This is a genomic window from Pseudomonas sp. 21LCFQ010, from assembly GCF_024129905.1.
GTDB lineage: Bacteria > Pseudomonadota > Gammaproteobacteria > Pseudomonadales > Pseudomonadaceae > Aquipseudomonas.
On record NZ_JAMYDZ010000002.1, the window covers coordinates 226,993 to 243,442 of the forward strand.

Annotated in this window: 8 protein-coding genes and 2 pseudogenes; 5 read left to right on the top strand and 5 right to left on the bottom strand. The window is 61.1% G+C overall.

Translation table 11 applies throughout. The features are described from left to right. The first annotated feature begins 108 nt into the window (after positions 1–108). Positions 109–2,496: a TonB-dependent receptor gene (locus NJC38_RS03845; protein WP_253111856.1), complete on the top strand. Its 2,388-nt coding sequence runs from the start codon at positions 109–111 to the stop codon at positions 2,494–2,496. Here the strand turns inward: NJC38_RS03845 and NJC38_RS03850 are convergent. The 3 genes from NJC38_RS03850 to NJC38_RS03860 are packed head-to-tail and all read right to left on the bottom strand — an operon-like array spanning position 2,487 to position 9,877. Then, complete coding sequence (locus tag NJC38_RS03850) at positions 2,487–4,172, bottom strand: ABC transporter ATP-binding protein/permease (RefSeq protein WP_253111699.1); 1,686 nt, start codon at positions 4,170–4,172, stop codon at positions 2,487–2,489. The genes NJC38_RS03845 and NJC38_RS03850 overlap by 10 nt on opposite strands. Further along, entirely contained in the window at positions 4,169–6,988 is a 2,820-nt protein-coding gene (locus NJC38_RS03855) for a M16 family metallopeptidase (protein ID WP_253111700.1), read from the bottom strand. Before NJC38_RS03855 ends, NJC38_RS03850 begins: the two co-directional genes overlap by 4 nt. 60 nt (positions 6,989–7,048) lie before the next feature. Continuing rightward, a complete protein-coding gene (locus tag NJC38_RS03860) occupies positions 7,049–9,877 on the bottom strand; it encodes a TonB-dependent receptor (protein WP_253111701.1) in 2,829 nt (942 codons plus the stop codon). 219 nt (positions 9,878–10,096) lie between these two features. Between NJC38_RS03860 and NJC38_RS03865 the strand changes: the two genes are divergently transcribed. Further along, positions 10,097–12,121, top strand: a complete 2,025-nt coding sequence (locus tag NJC38_RS03865; RefSeq protein WP_253111702.1) for an ATP-binding protein — start codon at positions 10,097–10,099, stop codon at positions 12,119–12,121. 99 nt (positions 12,122–12,220) lie between these two features. Here NJC38_RS03865 and NJC38_RS03870 read toward each other — a convergent pair. Further along, positions 12,221–12,382: pseudogene (locus NJC38_RS03870) on the bottom strand (transposase); the annotation flags it as partial. Positions 12,383–12,445: 63 nt separating this feature from the next. Here NJC38_RS03870 and NJC38_RS03875 point away from each other — a divergent pair. Then, positions 12,446–13,516, top strand: coding sequence for a transposase (locus NJC38_RS03875; RefSeq protein WP_253111703.1), 1,071 nt, complete (start codon positions 12,446–12,448; stop codon positions 13,514–13,516). Between the two features lie 18 nt (positions 13,517–13,534). Here the strand turns inward: NJC38_RS03875 and NJC38_RS03880 are convergent. Continuing rightward, positions 13,535–14,038 (bottom strand): annotated as a pseudogene (locus NJC38_RS03880) (ABC transporter permease); the annotation flags it as partial. Positions 14,039–14,325: 287 nt separating this feature from the next. On the opposite strand from NJC38_RS03880, the gene NJC38_RS03885 reads away from it, so the two are divergent. Then, positions 14,326–15,336 carry an ABC transporter substrate-binding protein gene (locus NJC38_RS03885; RefSeq protein WP_253111704.1) on the top strand — a complete coding sequence of 337 codons (1,011 nt, stop codon included), beginning with the start codon at positions 14,326–14,328 and terminating at the stop codon, positions 15,334–15,336. A gap of 192 nt (positions 15,337–15,528) precedes the next feature. Further along, positions 15,529–16,404 (top strand): hypothetical protein, encoded by an 876-nt coding sequence (locus NJC38_RS03890; RefSeq protein WP_253111705.1) that lies wholly within the window; start codon positions 15,529–15,531, stop codon positions 16,402–16,404. The last annotated feature ends 46 nt before the right edge of the window (positions 16,405–16,450 follow it).

Consider the following 16,450-nt stretch of genomic DNA (forward strand, 5'->3'; position numbering starts at 1 on the left):
TAGGGTTGCGTGCCTGCTGTGGCGGCTGTCTTCAGGAACCCTGTCTTTTCTGGAGAAGCCCCTGTGACCACCCCGACCTTGCGTCTTTCCCTGTTGGCCAGCAGCCTGATGCTTGGCTTGTCGTCGTTGGCCCAGGCTGGCGAGCCGCTCAGCTTCGACCTGCCGGCCGCCTCGCTGGAGCAGTCGCTCAACGCTCTGGCCCGCCAGTCCAGTGCCCAGATCGTGTTGTCCAGCGACGTGGTCAGCGGTCGGCAGGCCGCCGCCTTGCGCGGGCGCTACACCACTTCCCAGGCCCTGCAGCAGTTGCTCGGTGACAGCGGCCTTGAGGCCCGCCAGCAGGATGACAACACCTACATCGTGGTACCGGCTCAAGCATCTGCCGCGCTGCCTGGCGCACCCTCGGCCACCCGCCAGGTCGAGCTTGCCCCGCTGGAGGTCACTTCCTCGCGCACCGCCAGCCAGCTGGTGCCTCAGGCCCGGCAGGTCAACGTCATTGAGGGTGAGCAATTACAGACCTTGCGTCACGGCAGCGATAACCTGGCCGGTGTCCTGGCCAAGAGCATTCCCGGCATGGCCGACTCCAGCCGGACCATCACCGATTACGGCCAGACCTTGCGAGGCCGGACCATGCTGGTCCTGGTCGATGGTGTGCCGCTCAACACCAACCGTGATTCTTCGCGCAACCTTGCCAGTCTTGACCCGGCACTGATCGAGCGGGTCGAGGTCATTCATGGCAGCAGCGCGATCTACGGCGCCGGGGCCACTGGCGGGATCGTCAATATCACCACTCGCCCGGCCGGTGGCGAGCCCCGTGCGCAGACCACCCTGAGTGGCAACGCTTCGCTGAGCCGGCTTGACAAAGACAGCCTGGGCGGCGAATTGCAGCACCATGTCGCCGGTTCCCAGGGCGTGGTCGATTACGCCCTGGACTTCGGTACCCGGCATATCGGTGGCGCCTTCGATGCCAACGGCCGGCGGATCGCCCCGGAGCCGAGTCAGGGCGATCTGTTTGACTCCAACGCCTGGAACATCGGCGGCAAACTGGGCCTGCGTCTGGACGAGCAGCAGCGTTTACAGCTTGCGGTCAGCCATTACCACGCTGAGCAGGACAGTGACTACGGTTCCGATCCATCGGTGGCGGCATTACCGCCAGGCTCGGTGCCGGCCCGGTTGCTCGATGGCCTGCGGCTCGATGAGCAGAACCAGATCCGCAACACCCTGGCCAACCTCAGCTATGAGCATGATGACCTGTGGGGCTCCAGGCTGGCGGCGCAAGTCTATTACCGCGACTACTACACCCGCTTCACCCCCTTCGATGCACGGGCGGTGGCGACCCGTGGGCGGTTTGTCGACCAAGTGATGCAGAACAGTGAGATCTTCGGCAGCCGCCTGACCCTGCGCACCCCGCTGGGTGAAAGCACCGAACTGGTCTGGGGCGCTGACCTCAACCATGAGCGCAGCGACATGCCGCTGGATATCTTTGACGCGGCCGCCTATGACGCCAGCGGCGCGCGACATTTCGACAAGGTCGGCCGGCTGACCTACATGCCTGACCTGACCACCATCAGTACCGGCGCGTTTGCTCAGTTGCAGCACCGCTTCAATGACCAATGGTCCATCGATGGCGGCTTGCGTTACGAGTACGCCACCGCCGAGTTCAGTGATTTCATACCGCTCTCGGAAATCCGCAATGCCAGCCCGGCCAGCATCGATGGCGGCAAGATTCGTTATGACGACCTGCTGGGCAACCTCGGGGTGGTCTATTCGCCGGTCGCCGGCCAGGAAATCTACGCCGCGTTCAGCCAGGGCTTCCAGTTGCCGGATATCGGGGTGCAGATGCGCAACGCCCGGCGCGGTTTCGATATCAGTGCTTCCGATCTGGAGCCGGTCAAGACCAACAATTATGAACTGGGCTGGCGTGGCGCGCTGGGCAGCCAGACCCTGGCGTCGCTGGCGCTGTTCTATACCACCTCGAAACTCGGCGATGTGCAGAGCTTCAACAATGGTCTGATCCTGACCCGTACCAAAGAGCGTATCCATGGTGTCGAGGCCAGCGCCGACTGGCTGGCCAGCGATGAGGTCTGGGGTGTGGGCGGCACCTTGACCTGGATGAAGGGCCGCGAGCAGCCGACCAACGGCGACTGGCAGGACATGACCGGCTACCGGGTGCCGCCGGTCAAGCTGACCGCCTACGTGCAGTACCAGCCAGGCGAGGCGTGGAGCAATCGCTTGCAGGCCACCTACATCGGCAGCCAAGACTATCGCCTCAACGGTCAGGCCAGCTTTGGCCGCCGCGAGGTGGACAGCTACACCACAGTCGACCTGATCAGCCGTTACAAACTCAGCCCGGACAATCAGATCAGCGTTGGCATCCAGAACCTGTTCAACCGTGACTACTACCCGCTGTACAGTCAGTTGATGCGCAGCAGCAACAACACCAGCCACCTGCCAGCACCGGGCACAGTGCTGACCGTTGGCTACAGCCATCAGTGGTAGGCAGGCGCTGGCTGGGCGCTGGCGTGACCGTGCAAGGTCACGGTGCGGGTGAATAACCGGGCCACGCCGGGCTGATGGCTGATGCCGACCACCAGCGTGTCGGGCAGTGCCTGGCGTAGGGTGGTCAGCAACTGGCAGGCCGCTGGCTCGTCAAGCTGGCTGGTGGCCTCGTCAAGGTACAGGGTCTGGGGGGCGTAGAGCAGGGCGCGGGCGATGCCCAAGCGTTGCTGTTCACCGCCTGACAGTTCCCGGCCCCATTCGGCCTGTTCACCGAGGCGCTCGCTCAGCTGATTCAGACCGACCAGTCGCAATACCTCGATCAGGCGCTCGTCGGCCGGGCAGTCGCTGGCCGGGTAGGCCAGCAACTGACGCAGCGGCAACGGTGGCAGGTAGGGCTGCTGCGGCAGTAACAGGCTGCTGCCACCGGGCAGTTGCCAGCGGCCGCGGTACCAGGGCCATAAACCTTGCAGGGTGCGCAGCAAGGTGGATTTGCCCAGCCCGCTGCGGCCTTCCAGACGCAGCCACTGACCGGGGCCGGCGACCAGATTGAGGTTGTTCAGCAGCGACCGGCCATCGGCCAGTTGCACGCTCAGGTTGTCCAGCCGCAGCACTGCGCCGCGTGGGCAATCGCAGGCCTGCCAGCGGGTCGCGTCGATGGCTTGCTGAAACTGGCCCAGCCGTTCGACCGCCGCACTGACCATCATCAGCCGGTGATACACATCGACAAACCAGCTCAGCGATTGCTGCACGGCGCTGAAGGCGCTGCGAATCTGCATCAGCCCGCCCAGGGTCACGGTCTTGGCCAGGAAGGCCGGCAGGGCGGCAAACACCGGTACGATGCGGCTGACCCGGTCGTAGCCTTCGGTGAAAAATTGCAGCTTGCGCACCCGCTCCATCAATTGCCACCAGTTGCGGGCAATGCCCTCGAAGCTGTTATGCAATTGCTGTTTTTCAGCCGCCTCGCCACGGTACAGGGCGATCTGCTCGGCGTGTTCACGTTTGCGCAGCAGGCTGGCGCGAAAATCGCCTTCGGCCTGCTGTTGCTGGTAATTGAGCCGGTGCAGGTGATGGCCCAGGTAATGGGTAAACAGGGTGCCGAGCACACTGTAGGCAACCGCGACCCATACCAGATAGCCGTGCAGCTCCCAGGGGCGGCCGAACAGTTCGAACTTCAACACCCCCGACAGATTCCATAGCACCACCAGAAAGGCCCCGACCTGAGCCACGTTGATGACCAGCGAGGCGACCAGTTCGACACTGCGGTTGGTCAGCGTCTCGATGTCTTCGGCAATCCGCTGGTCGGGGTTGTCCGGTTCACCCCCCAAGCCCAGCCGATAGTAGGCCTGGTCCTTGAACCAGGCGTCGAGCATGCTGTGTGTCAGCGCCCGGCGCCAGCGCAGCACCAGGGCGCGGCGCAGCCATTCGATGTAGACCACTGCAATCACGTACAGGCCGATGTACAGGCTGTATTGCAGCATCAGCCCGTACAGCGCTGCGGTGTTGAACTCGCCCAGCGCATCGTAGAAGGTCTTGCTCCAGGCGTTGATCCACAGGTTGATCTGCACCACCATCAGGCCCAGGCCGATCACGCTGAGCAACAGCACCCATGACAGCCACTGACGGCGGTCCAGCCAGTAGGGGCGCGCCAGCGTCCAAAAGGTGCGCAGGGTCTTCATCGCCCGGCCACCCCGGCAGGTGCCGGATTCAGGCGCAGCAGCACCATATTGCGCTCATCGAACAACTGCCCGGCCAGACGCTTGAGGTCGGCGTGGGTCAGGGCTTCGGGCAGTTGCTGTTGCTGGCTCAGGTAGCGCGGGTCGCCCCACTGTTGATCGCTGAGAATCAGCCGGCGCAACTGGGTCTGGGCGTCACTGCGCCGGGCTCGCTCTTCTCGCAGCAAGGCATTGCGTAACCTGGTCACTGCCTGGCGGTCCAGGTTGTCGGGCAGGCGGGCCAGGGTCTGGCGCGCCAGCTGCCATAATTCGTCGGCCCGCGCCGGGTCGGTGTAGAAGTTAAGCCGGGTTTCAATACGCTGGCTGCGCGGGTTCAGGCTGGTTTCGAAGGTCAGCGAATAGACGCCCGTTGCTTCACTGCGCAGTTGCTGCTTCAACGCTGCCTGGGCCAGGGTTTGCAGGGCCGAGATGCGTGCGGCATCCTCCGGTGTCCAGGGTTGTTGGCGGTAGCTGTAGGCCTGCAATTGGGTGCGTGGCTCGATACCGATGTCCAGGGTTTTGACGTGTCGGCCGCTGCGTTGCCTGAACGGCTGGCTGTGCAGCGCGGCGCCGCGCGGGATACTGGCCAGGTGTTGCTCGACCAGCGGCTGCAAGACCGCAGCATCGACACCGGCCATCAGGTAATGGGTGACCGGCGCCTGGGTCAGGCGCTGCCAGTCGCTGGCAAGCTGCTCGGCACTGAGCTGCTCCAGCTCGCTGACAGTGGGCACTTGATCGTGCCCGGCAGCATGGCGCAGGGCATTGAGGGTCTGTTGCTGCTGAGCGCGAACGCTCTCGCGTTTGGGCGCCGCCTGGTCCATCAGTTGTTCACGAGGCTGTTGCAACGCTTGTTCATCGACCACCAGCGCAGCCTGGCTCAGGTGGTAACTGTGCAGCATGGCCTGCAAACGCTCGGCGGCCGGCAGGTCTTTGGCTTGTTCCAGGGTCGAGACCTTGACCTGCCAATGATCGGCGGCCTGTTCATGAGTCAACTGAATGCCCTGTTCACGCTGCCAGCGCTTGAACTGCACCTGGCTCCAGCCCTGCGGTGCTTGTTGCTGGCCCAGTTGGGCCGCCACCTGACTGCGCCAGCCCGGAATCTCTCCAGTGTGAAACCCGGCGTCCGACATGGCCTGCATGAGCATACCGCCGTTGGCGGCAGCCTGTTTGAGCCAGACCAGCCGGTCGCCGTTGCTCAGCCGCCAGTACTCGACGTTTTCTGCGTCATAACGGCGTTGCTCGACAACCTTGCCGCTGGCGCCGACCGCCGGCAGGGCCGGCAGTGCGGCCTGCACTTCATGGGTCTGGGCCGGCAGCGGTTGCGGTGCCTGGAGTGTGCTCTTGCGCACGTCGGCCAGCAGCGCCTGCACCTCGGCCTGGCCTGGCAGCGGCAGGTTCTGGTCGGCGGGTGCGGTCAACTGCAGTACCCGGTCGGCGCTGTCGGTCCAGCGCTTGAAGCGCTGATTGAGGTCATCGAGGCTGACGGTGTCGAGCATCGTCAGGTATTGCCGGGCAATCTGGTGCTTGTCCATCACCAGGCGGTCCTGGATCGCCGCGTCGTTGAGGTGGTTGACCCACTGCTCGAAACTGCGCTGCGGGTCGTTGCGCAGCATGCCCTGGGCAATTTCGCGGATGCGGCTCTTTTCGCGCTGCATGTCCGCCTCAAACAGGCCGAAACGGCGCAGGCGCTCGATTTCACTCGACAGCTGACGCAGGGCGTTGTCATGGCCCTGAGCCTCGACGCCGGCGGCGATGCCCAGCACGCTGGAGTATTCGCCGATCTGGTTCTTCTGCACGCTGAGGCTGCGTACCCCCGCGTCACGTGGCTGGCGGCGCAACTGGTCGACCAGCACCGCCAGGGTCAGGCGGTCGATCAGCCGCTCGCGTGCGCCGCTTCGGGTTATCGCGCGGCTGCCTGGCTCATGCAGGCGAAACAGCAGGGCCAGCTGATTGCTGCCGCTCTGGCTGTCTTGCAGGCGCACGATCTTCAGTTGCTCGTCCAGCGTCAGTTCGCGCCAGGTTCGGTCAGGCAATGGCACCGATGCAGCGTTGCCGAACCAGTGCTTGATGCGTGCGGGCAGGGCAGCCGGGTCGATGTCACCGACGATGGTCAGGACCATGTTATCAGGGACATACCAGCGCTGCTGGAAGGCCTTGAGCTGCTCCAGGCTGGCGCTGCGGATCGCCGCTTCGTTGCCGATGGTGCGATGTTGCGGGTAGCGTGAGCCGATGCGCTGGGCAGCGGTGCGCTGATCGTTCATGCGTTGCGCCACGCCCAGGCCGCCGCGCCATTCTTCAATGACGATGGGCCGTTCGCGGTCCAGATCGGCCGCGTTGTAATCGGCTGCCAGGCTCAGGGTGGCCAGCGCCTGAAGGGCCTGTTCGGTTTGCGCCGCGCCGCCGCTGGGGCTGAGCAGGTACTGGGTACGGTCGTAGCTGGTGACGGCATTGTAATGGCGGCCCGAGACCCAGCCCCATTGGCTCATGCGCTGGCGAATGTCGTCAGTGGCGTTGCCGTGGTTATAGAAATTCAGATGCTCGACCAGGTGCGCAACACCGACCTGCCGGTCGCTTTCATCCACGGAGCCGGCACGCACGGTCAGGCGCACATCGATGCGCCCCGGTTGCGAGGCCTCGCGCACCAGGCGGTATTCCAGGCCGTTGGGCAACTGGCCGCGGACCACACGCGGGTCCCAGGTCTGCGCCTGGTCGTCCACCGCAAGCCGGGCGCAGCCGCCCAGCAACAGCAAGCCGCACAGGCTCGCGATTGTTGTTTTCATCAGGTTATTTCCAGTCTTGGCAGAGGCTTTGCGCCCCTGCTTGGGCAAAGGGTCGGGCGATCAGAAGCGGTAGCCGACCTCAAGCCAGTATTGGCGGCCGACTTCATAGGTGGTCTTGGCGGTCGCGCCGCTGCTGACAATCGGGTTGACCTTGTCGGTCACGTTGGTGATATCCACCGCCATGAACAGCGCCTGGTCCTTGCCGGTGGGCAGTTCCCAATCCACCCGCATGTCCCAGGTCGGGGCGGCTTTGACGCGGGCGGTTTCGAACAGCTGGTACGCTTGCCCGTCGACCGTGACATCGTCGCCGGTGGCGATCAGTTGGTCGTAGGCCCCCCGGTAACGCAGGAAGTTGCTCCACGTCAGGTTCAGTTGCGGGATTTCGGTGATCGCGGTCAGGCGCGCACTCCACGGCCGGTTGAAGTTATTGGCCGGCAGATCGATATAGTCGATCACTCGGCCTTCATACATCACCTTGTCGTTATCTAGCAGTTCGGCGGTAATTGCGTCGTCGTAGTTGCCGTAGGCATCTCGGGTGCGCTGCCAGTTCAAGGCCAGTTGCAGGCTGGTGCTGCTGCCCAGCCATTTGAGCTCTTCAAGGGGCGTGACCGTCAGCGTCACGTTGTCGCTTTTGCTCGACCCTTCGTTGGTGTAACTGAAGTAGTTGGTGTCATAGCCCGGTTCGGCAGGCACGCCCAGCACCCGCCCATAGGCCCGGTTGATCTTGTCTTTACCCTCGCGATACACGTATTTGAGGCTGAACTGGCTGTTCAGCCACCGTTGTTCAAGACCCAGCGTCAGTTCATCGTCATAGGGAATATCCAGGGTCGAGAATTTGCTCAGGTTCTGTGATCGAGTACCTGTCCAGGTGCCGGTCTGGCTGTTGCGTGCCCAGCTGGTCTGCAGGGCGCCGCGTCCGTCAGCCAGGCGATACTTGTAAAGGTTGCGGCCGTAATAGCGGTTGGCGCCAAATACCAGCACGCTGCTGCGGTCGCCGAAGATGTCGTAGTCGCCGGAAAACCGCGGTGCGATGGTCTTCTTCTCCATGTAGTCGTCACCTTCCAGGCGCACACCGGGGCGCAGGGTCAGGTCACCGATCGAGAATGTGTCTTGCATGAACAGCGCATACTTGTTTTCGCTGATTTCAATCTTGCCAGCGCTGTAATCCACTCTGCGGGTGGCGTACTGCCTGGTATTTGCGTTGATCAGGAGGCCAATCGAGCACAGGCTATCGTTATTGTCGCAACGGGTGCCGTTGTCGCGAATCAGCGTGCCGACGGACATGGCGTCATTGAGACGCTCCCAGGTCGCGGTCTGGTGTGACAGGTCGATGCCCACGGTGAGGTGATGCTCCAGCCCGGCGAACTCCAGCGGTTGCCAGTCGACCTTGGAGGTCCAGGTAGCGCCACGCTGGGTCTGATCGACATCGCCATAATTGCCTTCGGCACTGCGGGCGGTATTGCTGTCGGGGTTGCCCCAGTTTTTCACGTCCGAGTAGTACCAGTTGATGTAGTAATCGGAATCGGAGTCGCGCGAGCTGGTGACATTGGTCAACGCCAGCTTGTTGGTCCAGGTGAAGGTGTCGTCGCTCCAGACCGATTTCAGGCTGCCTTGCCAGCCGCCGCTTTCATTGACGAAGCCGCCATTGATACGGTTGGCAAAGAAGTAATAGTTCTCCTGCGGGGCGTAGGTCAGCGAGGTATCGAGGCTCAGCCGGTCGCTGACGTTCCAGTAAGTCTTGATCAGGTAGTTGTCGATGCGCCGGGTCTGATCCTGATTGGCCATCGCGGTACTGCTGCTGTAGCCGTTGTCATTGGTGTTCAGGCCAATGGTCGAGCGCTTTTGCGAGAAGTTCACGATGGCACCAAAGTCATCGGTGAGGTGTCCTTCCAGCGTGCCGCGCACGGTGGTTTTTTCGAAATCTGGCTGATACTGCTCGTCGGTCGAGTAGGCGAAATTTTCCCGGTCGGCCTCGTTGATATGGTAACGGGTCCATTGCGAGCGGGTCATCGAGGCCGAGAGTTTGCCGTGCAGTTGACGGCTCGGTTTGCGGGTAATGGCATCGATCACCCCGCCGTTGAAACCGCCATATTCGGCGGGGACGTTGCTATCGTAAACCCGCACCTCTTCAAGCAGGTCAGCGTCCAGGGCAATGCCATGGGAGCGGCTGGGCGGTGAATCGAACTGGCGGATCGAGCCGTAACTGTGTTCACCGGGATCCAGATCGTTATTGATCGAGATCCCGTCGATCATAAAGTTGTTCTGGTAGTACTTGGCACCATTGATGCTGATATCGGCCGGGTCGATTTCACCGGGGGCATTGGAGCTTTGCTGGGCATTATTGAACTGCACGCTGGGGTGCATGCGCAGCAATGTGGTGATATCGCCGTTGGCACCGGGAAAGGCCTTGATCGCCTTGCGGTTGATCACCGTCTCACCCTGAAAGGCGTTGTCTTGCGGGGTGCCGAGTACCACGGTGCTGTTAAGCTCCATGGGCGCATCGAACCGTGCGCTGGGCTCCAGGCTGAAGACCAGCGTACCCTGCTCAAAGCGCCAACCAATCGCGCTGCCACGCAGCAGCTTTTGCAGGGCCTGTTCGGCGCTCATCTCACCGACTACCGACTGGCTGTAGCGCTGGCCGAGCAGGGCCGGGTCCATCGTGACTTGCAAGCCGCTCTGTTGACCGAAGCTGATCAGCGCGCTGGCCAGCTCCTGCACCGAGATGTCGAAGCTGTGCCGGGCCTGCAGCATGGGCTCGCGGGCTGTCTGGCCGGGTGCGGCTGCCAGGTACTGGCTGCTCACGGCCAGGCACAGCCCCAGTGCGCCAGTGCTAAAGTGCTTGCGTATCGCCAGGGCCAGACGCTGGGCTGGCTGATAAGTCGGTTTCATCCGATGTCCCCACAGGCTCCGGAGAGCCTTGTTTTGCTGAGTGAGAATTGATCTCGTCGTTGCTGCGAGGCAAAGGACGGCGCAGCGAAAAGAATTTTCAGAAAAAACTGAAAATATTTTCATTACGCGTTCAACCAATCGGTTTTTTCCTGATCGAATAGCCAGCCGAAAGGGCGGCATCATTGATTTTTGAGGTGCAGTGCATGGAGGACCTCTCGCTTGGTCTGTGAAACCGGACAGGCTACGCGCCTGTTGATCTGTGCCCCTGACCCGGTCGAGGCCGCCGACCTGCGCACGCTGTTTGCCGAGCGTTATGAGCTGGAGCTGCACGACAGTGCCGCTGCGGCGGCCGCGCGGATCGGTGTCGGGACCGGTGTGCTGTTGCTCAGCGAACAGGCATTACAGGGCGATGTGGCAGCCCTCGCGGCGGCCCTGCAAGGCCAGCCCGACTGGTCGGAAATTCCGGTCATCCTGCTCTCGTCTGGCAAATCGGCCACGTTGCTTGATCTGCCGGCCTGGATCGCCAATGCGATGGTGATCGAGCGTCCGCTGAGCCTGGTGACCCTGCGCAGCGTAGTGGCCGCCGCCTGGCGTGGCCGCGAGCGGCAATACCAGATGCGTGATCGCCTGGCAGAGCTGGCCGGTGAGCGTGGGCGCCTGCATACGCTGCTGGAGAACATCCCGGTCGGGGTCTGTTTCATGGACGCGCAAGGCCAGAGCCTGATCCGCAACCCGTTGTATCACCGCTATGTACCTGATGACGTTATCCCGTCACGCTCGGCGAAAAACGCTGTGCGTTGGCTGGGTTTCGACGCCGCCGGCCGACGTATCGAGCCGCATATGTTCCCTGGCGCCCAGGCCCTGCGCGGCGTGCCGGTCAACGGCATCGATTTTCGTCACACCCTGGAAGATGGCAGCGAATCGTGGATGCGGGTCAGCGCCATTCCACTGTATGGCGAGGCGCGGCAGATCATCGGTGCGGCCTCGGTGATTGTCGATATCAACGCGCAAAAGCAGGCCGAACTGGCCCTGCGGCGCTTCAACGATGAACTGGAAATCCAGGTCCAGGCCCGCACTGTGGCGCTCAACAACGCCATCGAACAACTCAAGGCCGAGAGCGGCGAGCGCGCCAAGGCCGAAGAGCAACTGCGCCAGTCGCTGAAAATGGAAGCGGTCGGCCAGTTGACTGGCGGTATCGCCCACGACTTCAACAACATGCTCACCGGGGTCATCAGCGCCCTGGACCTGATTCGTCTACGGCTGGGCAAGGGCCGGATTGACGGCGTCGAGCGCTTCATGGACGCCGCCTACGACTCTGCGCAGCGTGCAGCCTCCCTGACCCAGCGGCTGCTGGCGTTCTCCAGGCGGCAATCGCTGGATGCCAAACCCCTGCAGGTCAATGCCCTGATCATCGCCCTGCGGCAATTGCTGCAAGGCATGCTGACCGAACAGACACGGGTCGATTTCCAATTGTGCAGCGAAGATCCCTGGGTGCTGGCCGATGCCAACCAGCTGGAAAATGCCGTGCTCAATCTGGTGATCAACGCCCGCGATGCGATGCCCCACGGTGGCCTGTTAAGCATCGCAACCCGACTGTCCGAGGGTGAGGTGCGCATTGAAATAAGCGACACCGGCGTGGGCATCCCCAAGCGCTTGCTCGACAAGGTACTGGAGCCGTTTTTCACCACCAAACCCATCGGTCAGGGCACCGGGCTGGGGCTGTCGATGGTCTACGGCTTCGCCACCCAGAGCCGTGGTCGGCTGGTCATCGACAGTCACGAGGGCCAGGGCACCCGGGTAACGATAAGTCTGCCGCAATGCCCCAATCATGAACCGCAAAACGAGGTATTGAGCAGCGTGGCGGTGCCAGGCCATGGCCAGACCATTCTGCTGGTCGAAGACGACGACTCGGTGCGCCTGATCAATCAGGAAGTTTTGCAGGAGCTGGGTTATCAGGTGGTGGTCGCGCAGCATGCTGAGGAGGCCTTGCGCCTGCTCGACAGCATGACGGCACTGGACCTGCTGATCACTGACGTTGGCCTGCCGGGCATGAATGGCCGGCAACTGGCGGAAATCGTCCAGCAGTTGCATGCCCGATTGCCCGTGCTGTTTCTCACCGGTTACGCCGAGAGCGCGATCAATCGTGGCGATTTTCTCGGCCTGCACATGCAACTGTTGAGCAAACCCTTCAGCCTCGACCTGCTGGCGAGCCGCGTTGCACAGATGCTTGAGCGCAGCCGCTGAACCTTTGCTGAACCCTGCCAAGCGTTGAGAATCACCATATGCGCGAGAAGCCTCGGGGTTTAGCCCGAGGTCGAGAGCGCGGACGCCGCAGGCGTCCTGGTTGGGAGTCTGCTGTTCTTCGATGTATTGGCGCAGGATTTCAATCGGCGCACCGCCGCAGCTAGAAGCGAGGTAGGATGGCGACCAGAGGACACCCCTTCGCTTGAGCCAGGGGTGGAAACCCCCGAGCTGCTTACGCAGCAGTCTGGATGATACCCTCTGAGTGAAGCCACCCGATTCGACAACGCCACCCATAGCTTGAAAGACCAAACCATAATTCATGCCATGAACCACACCAAGACCCTCAAGCTCCGAATCAAAGACAAGCACGCGAAAACGCTGCTTGCGATGGCGCGTGAGGTCAATCTGGTGTGGAACTACTGCAATGAAACGAGTCATCGCGCCATCCGGGAACGCCACCAGTGGCTCTCCGGTTTTGACCTGCAAAAGATGACCAATGGATTAAGCAAATGCGACGGCGTGCAGATCGGCTCGCCCACCGTGCAGCAGGTTTGCGAGGACTACGCCAAGGCCCGCAAGCAGTTCAAGCGTTCCAGGCTCAATTGGCGGGTGTCCAGCAGGAGCAGCTCCAAATACAGCCTGGGCTGGATTCCATTCAAGGCTCGTGCCTTGCAATACAAGAACGGTCAGATTCAGTTCGCCGGGTTCAGGTTTGGCCTGTGGGACAGCTACGGTTTAAGCCAGTACGCCCTGCGGGCCGGAAGTTTCAGTGAAGATTCCAGGGGGCGCTGGTATCTCAATATCTGCGTGCAGATTGAGAGCAAGCCGTGCATCGGCACTGCCACCATTGGCATCGACCTGGGCCTTAAAGCGGCAGCTACAACGTCTGAGGGCCAGGTGTTGGTCGGGCGCGAATATCGCACCCTGGAGCAGAAGCTGGGCATCGCTCAGCGTGCTGGCAAGAGGGCACGTGTTCGCGCCCTCCATGCCAGGATCAGGAACCGGCGCAAGGATGCGCAACACAAGTTCTCAACCGCCCTGGTTGAGCGCTGCGCCGCCATTTTCGTTGGCGATGTAGCCAGCGCCAAACTCGTAAAGACTCAAATGGCCAAATCCACGCTTGATGCAGGATGGGGCCAACTCAAGACAATGCTGGAGCAGAAATGCCAACGGGCAGGCGTTGTCTTTGAGGTTGTAGCCGAGCGCTATACCACCCAGACCTGCTCGTGCTGTGGAAGCATTTCCACCAGCAGTCCGAAAGGTAGAGCCGGTTTGCGAATAAGAGAATGGACCTGCGTGTGCTGCGGTACAGCCCACGACCGTGATGTAAACGCGGCCCGGAACATTCTTGCGGCGGGGCATCGCCGTCTAGCTGTAGGAATCCCCGCTCTTTAGGGCGGGGAGGATGTCAAGCAAGCGCGGCTGTGCATCGCGCACACCGACCAGGGTATGCAGGGTCACCGGCACCACGATGGCCTTGATCAGCACCACCAGCTTGAGCACCTCGCCAATGCCGAAGAACACCATGAACAGCGGAATCCACGCCAGGGTCGGGATCTGTGCCAGGGCGCTGAAGGTCGGCAGGATCAGCCGTTCAGCCCGTGGGCTGGAGCCCAGCCAGGCACCCAGCAGGGCACCGCTGCCGATGCCTGCCAGCAGACCGAAGGCCAGGCGTTGCAGGCTGATGCCCAGGTTGACCCAGATCTCGCCACTGGCCAGTTCCAGCGCGCTCTGCCAGACCAGTGCAGGCTCGGGCAGGATCTGTTCGCTCATCCAGTGCTCGCGGCTGGCAACCCACCACAAAGCGAAAATCAGGATTGGCACATACCAGCCCTGCAGGCGTGCCAGCAGCACCACTGCGCGACCATTGGGGCGCAGTGCGGCGGGCGGTAAGGGGAGGGTGGCATCACGGGTCATCAGGCTCTCCGTCGCAAACCAATGCTTATTTGCTTATTCTTTAAATGAATATAAAAAATTAATTTGATTCAAATATGGGATAAAGGCTGCCATTAATACCGTCTTGGGCAATTGCAGCCAATGCATTCCCGGAATATTTTTCATGCGAGATGTGCATGGCCCAGCAAGCACAAGGGTTACAGACCTAATATTCTTTAAAGTTACTAAAAGATCATTTTTTAGTATTTTATTTTAGGTGCGATGTATGCCTGACTGGCGCCCATCTTCAGATGCGCCAGGAGCCTCGCATGAATCTCTCACTTCCCCGTTTTGCCCTCCGTTTCGCTGCGCCGCTGCTGGCCGGCCTGTTGGCGTGTGCCGCAGGCATCGTCAACGCAGCCGAACTCAAGGAAATCCGCATCGCAGTCCCGGACCTGAGTGCCGGCCCGCAGAAAAGCGGTACGGGTGTCACCGACGTGCTGCGCAGCCAGCAACTGCTGGAGCAGGCGTTTGCCGCCGACGGCATCAAGGTGCAGTGGAATTTCTTCAAAGGCGCAGGCCCGGCCATCAACGAAGCGCTGGCCAACGGTCAGGTAGATGTCGCCTACCTGGGCGATCTGGCGGCGATCATCGGCAAGGCCAATGGTCTGGACACCCGCTTGCTCAGCGCCACCGGGCGGGGTATCAAGCAGTACCTGGCAGTCGCACCGGACTCCGGGATCAAGACCCTGGCAGACCTCAAGGGCAAGCGTGTGGCAATCTTTCGCGGCACCGCCTACCAGCTGTCGTTCGCCGCTGCACTGGCCAGCCAGGGACTCAAGGAAAAAGACCTGAAGGTCATCAACCTGGACATCAACGCTGCCGTCGCCGCCCTCGGCGCCAGGCAGATCGACGCGACCTGGGGCTCGGCGTCATTGAACTCGCTGCGTGAACGCGGCCTTGCCGAAATCCCGCTCAACACGCTGGATCTGGGCGGGGCCGGCAGCATCCAGAGCGTGCTGCTGGGCTACGGGCCGTTTATCGATGCGCATCCACAGGCCATCGACAAACTGCTCAAGGCCAACGCCCAGGCGCTGCACTGGCTGCAACAGGAGAGCAACCGCCAGGCCTACATTGCACTGGTTGCGGAACTGGCCAACTACCCCCAGGCGGTTTTGCAGGACGACCTCACGGGCCTGGACCTGAGCGTGCGCTTCGATCCGCGTCTTGACCCTGAATTTCTTGCCAGCTTGCAGAAGTCGGTAGACCTGGCGGCGGAGCAGCGTCTGGTGCGCAAGCCGTTCAAGGTCAGTGAGTGGGTGTCGGATAAGGCGTTGTGATTTATGCAGTTGTGGCAAGGCTTGCGCGTATAGGTCCTACAAAATCTCCAAAATTGTAGGGCGTGTAGGAGTGTTCTGAAATTTCCATTTGGTATTGAACGTTTGGTGTTCGGGTGATTACGTCGGTCACGTTTCTGGAGTTAATGCCAGAAGAACCACGGATTAATCGAACTAACCAAACGAGACTTTACAATGATAAATAAACAACGTTTGAACAGTGTGGTAGCGGGTGTATTGGCCGCTACCGCCATGCAGGTATTCGCTCAGGCGGATCAAGTGAATGGGCCGCAGACGACTGACGCGTCAGTGGCGACGGTTCTGGAGGATAAGGTTCATTTGCTGAGCAATACGCTGGGAAGTAAGTCAGAGGTGCATCATTACAGCTTTAGTGCGGTACGTGGGCAGGATGTCGTGTTGTTAATTTCAGAGGCACAGACATACGGAAAGCTATGGCAGCTGGAATACCGGATTGATGCTGGGGAATGGAAGGTCAAACGATGGAACTGGACCGAGAAATTTCAGAAGCTGTCACCGGGAGCCAAAGTTGAAGTCAGGGTAATGGCCGTCGAAGGCGCCCAATTCGATGAGGTAGAGTATCGGATCGGATTGGGCTCATTTCCGCATATGCGCTACGACTTTCATCACCAAGAAGGCTTTTTACCCATTCCCATTGGGCGCACGGAACCTAGATTTCTTGCCACTCAGGCCATGACCGAGGCCATGCTTGATGTCAGTTTTACTGACAGCACCGGGCACCCGCTCGCTGGCGGGGTGGTTGCCTTCGACTTCAGGCCTAGCGGTAAAAAGGAAAACAGAAAAACAACGAACTATACATCCGACAGAAACGGGAAGATTCTGGAGCTTGTGAAATTTGAAGGTTGTACAGGCGGGTATTATGCTGATCCGTTTCTTCATGTAAACAATGGCAGAAATACCTGGGCCACACGGTACGAAGTGGGAGATTACAAAGCGTTGAATTTATTGGCTGGGACTCAAGCTGAAGAACCCCATCTCTATAACTTTGGGCACATCTGTAAGCGCTGGCTGATCAACTGGTCCAGAAACTGATGAGTCAAGGGGCGCTCTGCTGATTTTTATCGGCAGAGCGCCCCGC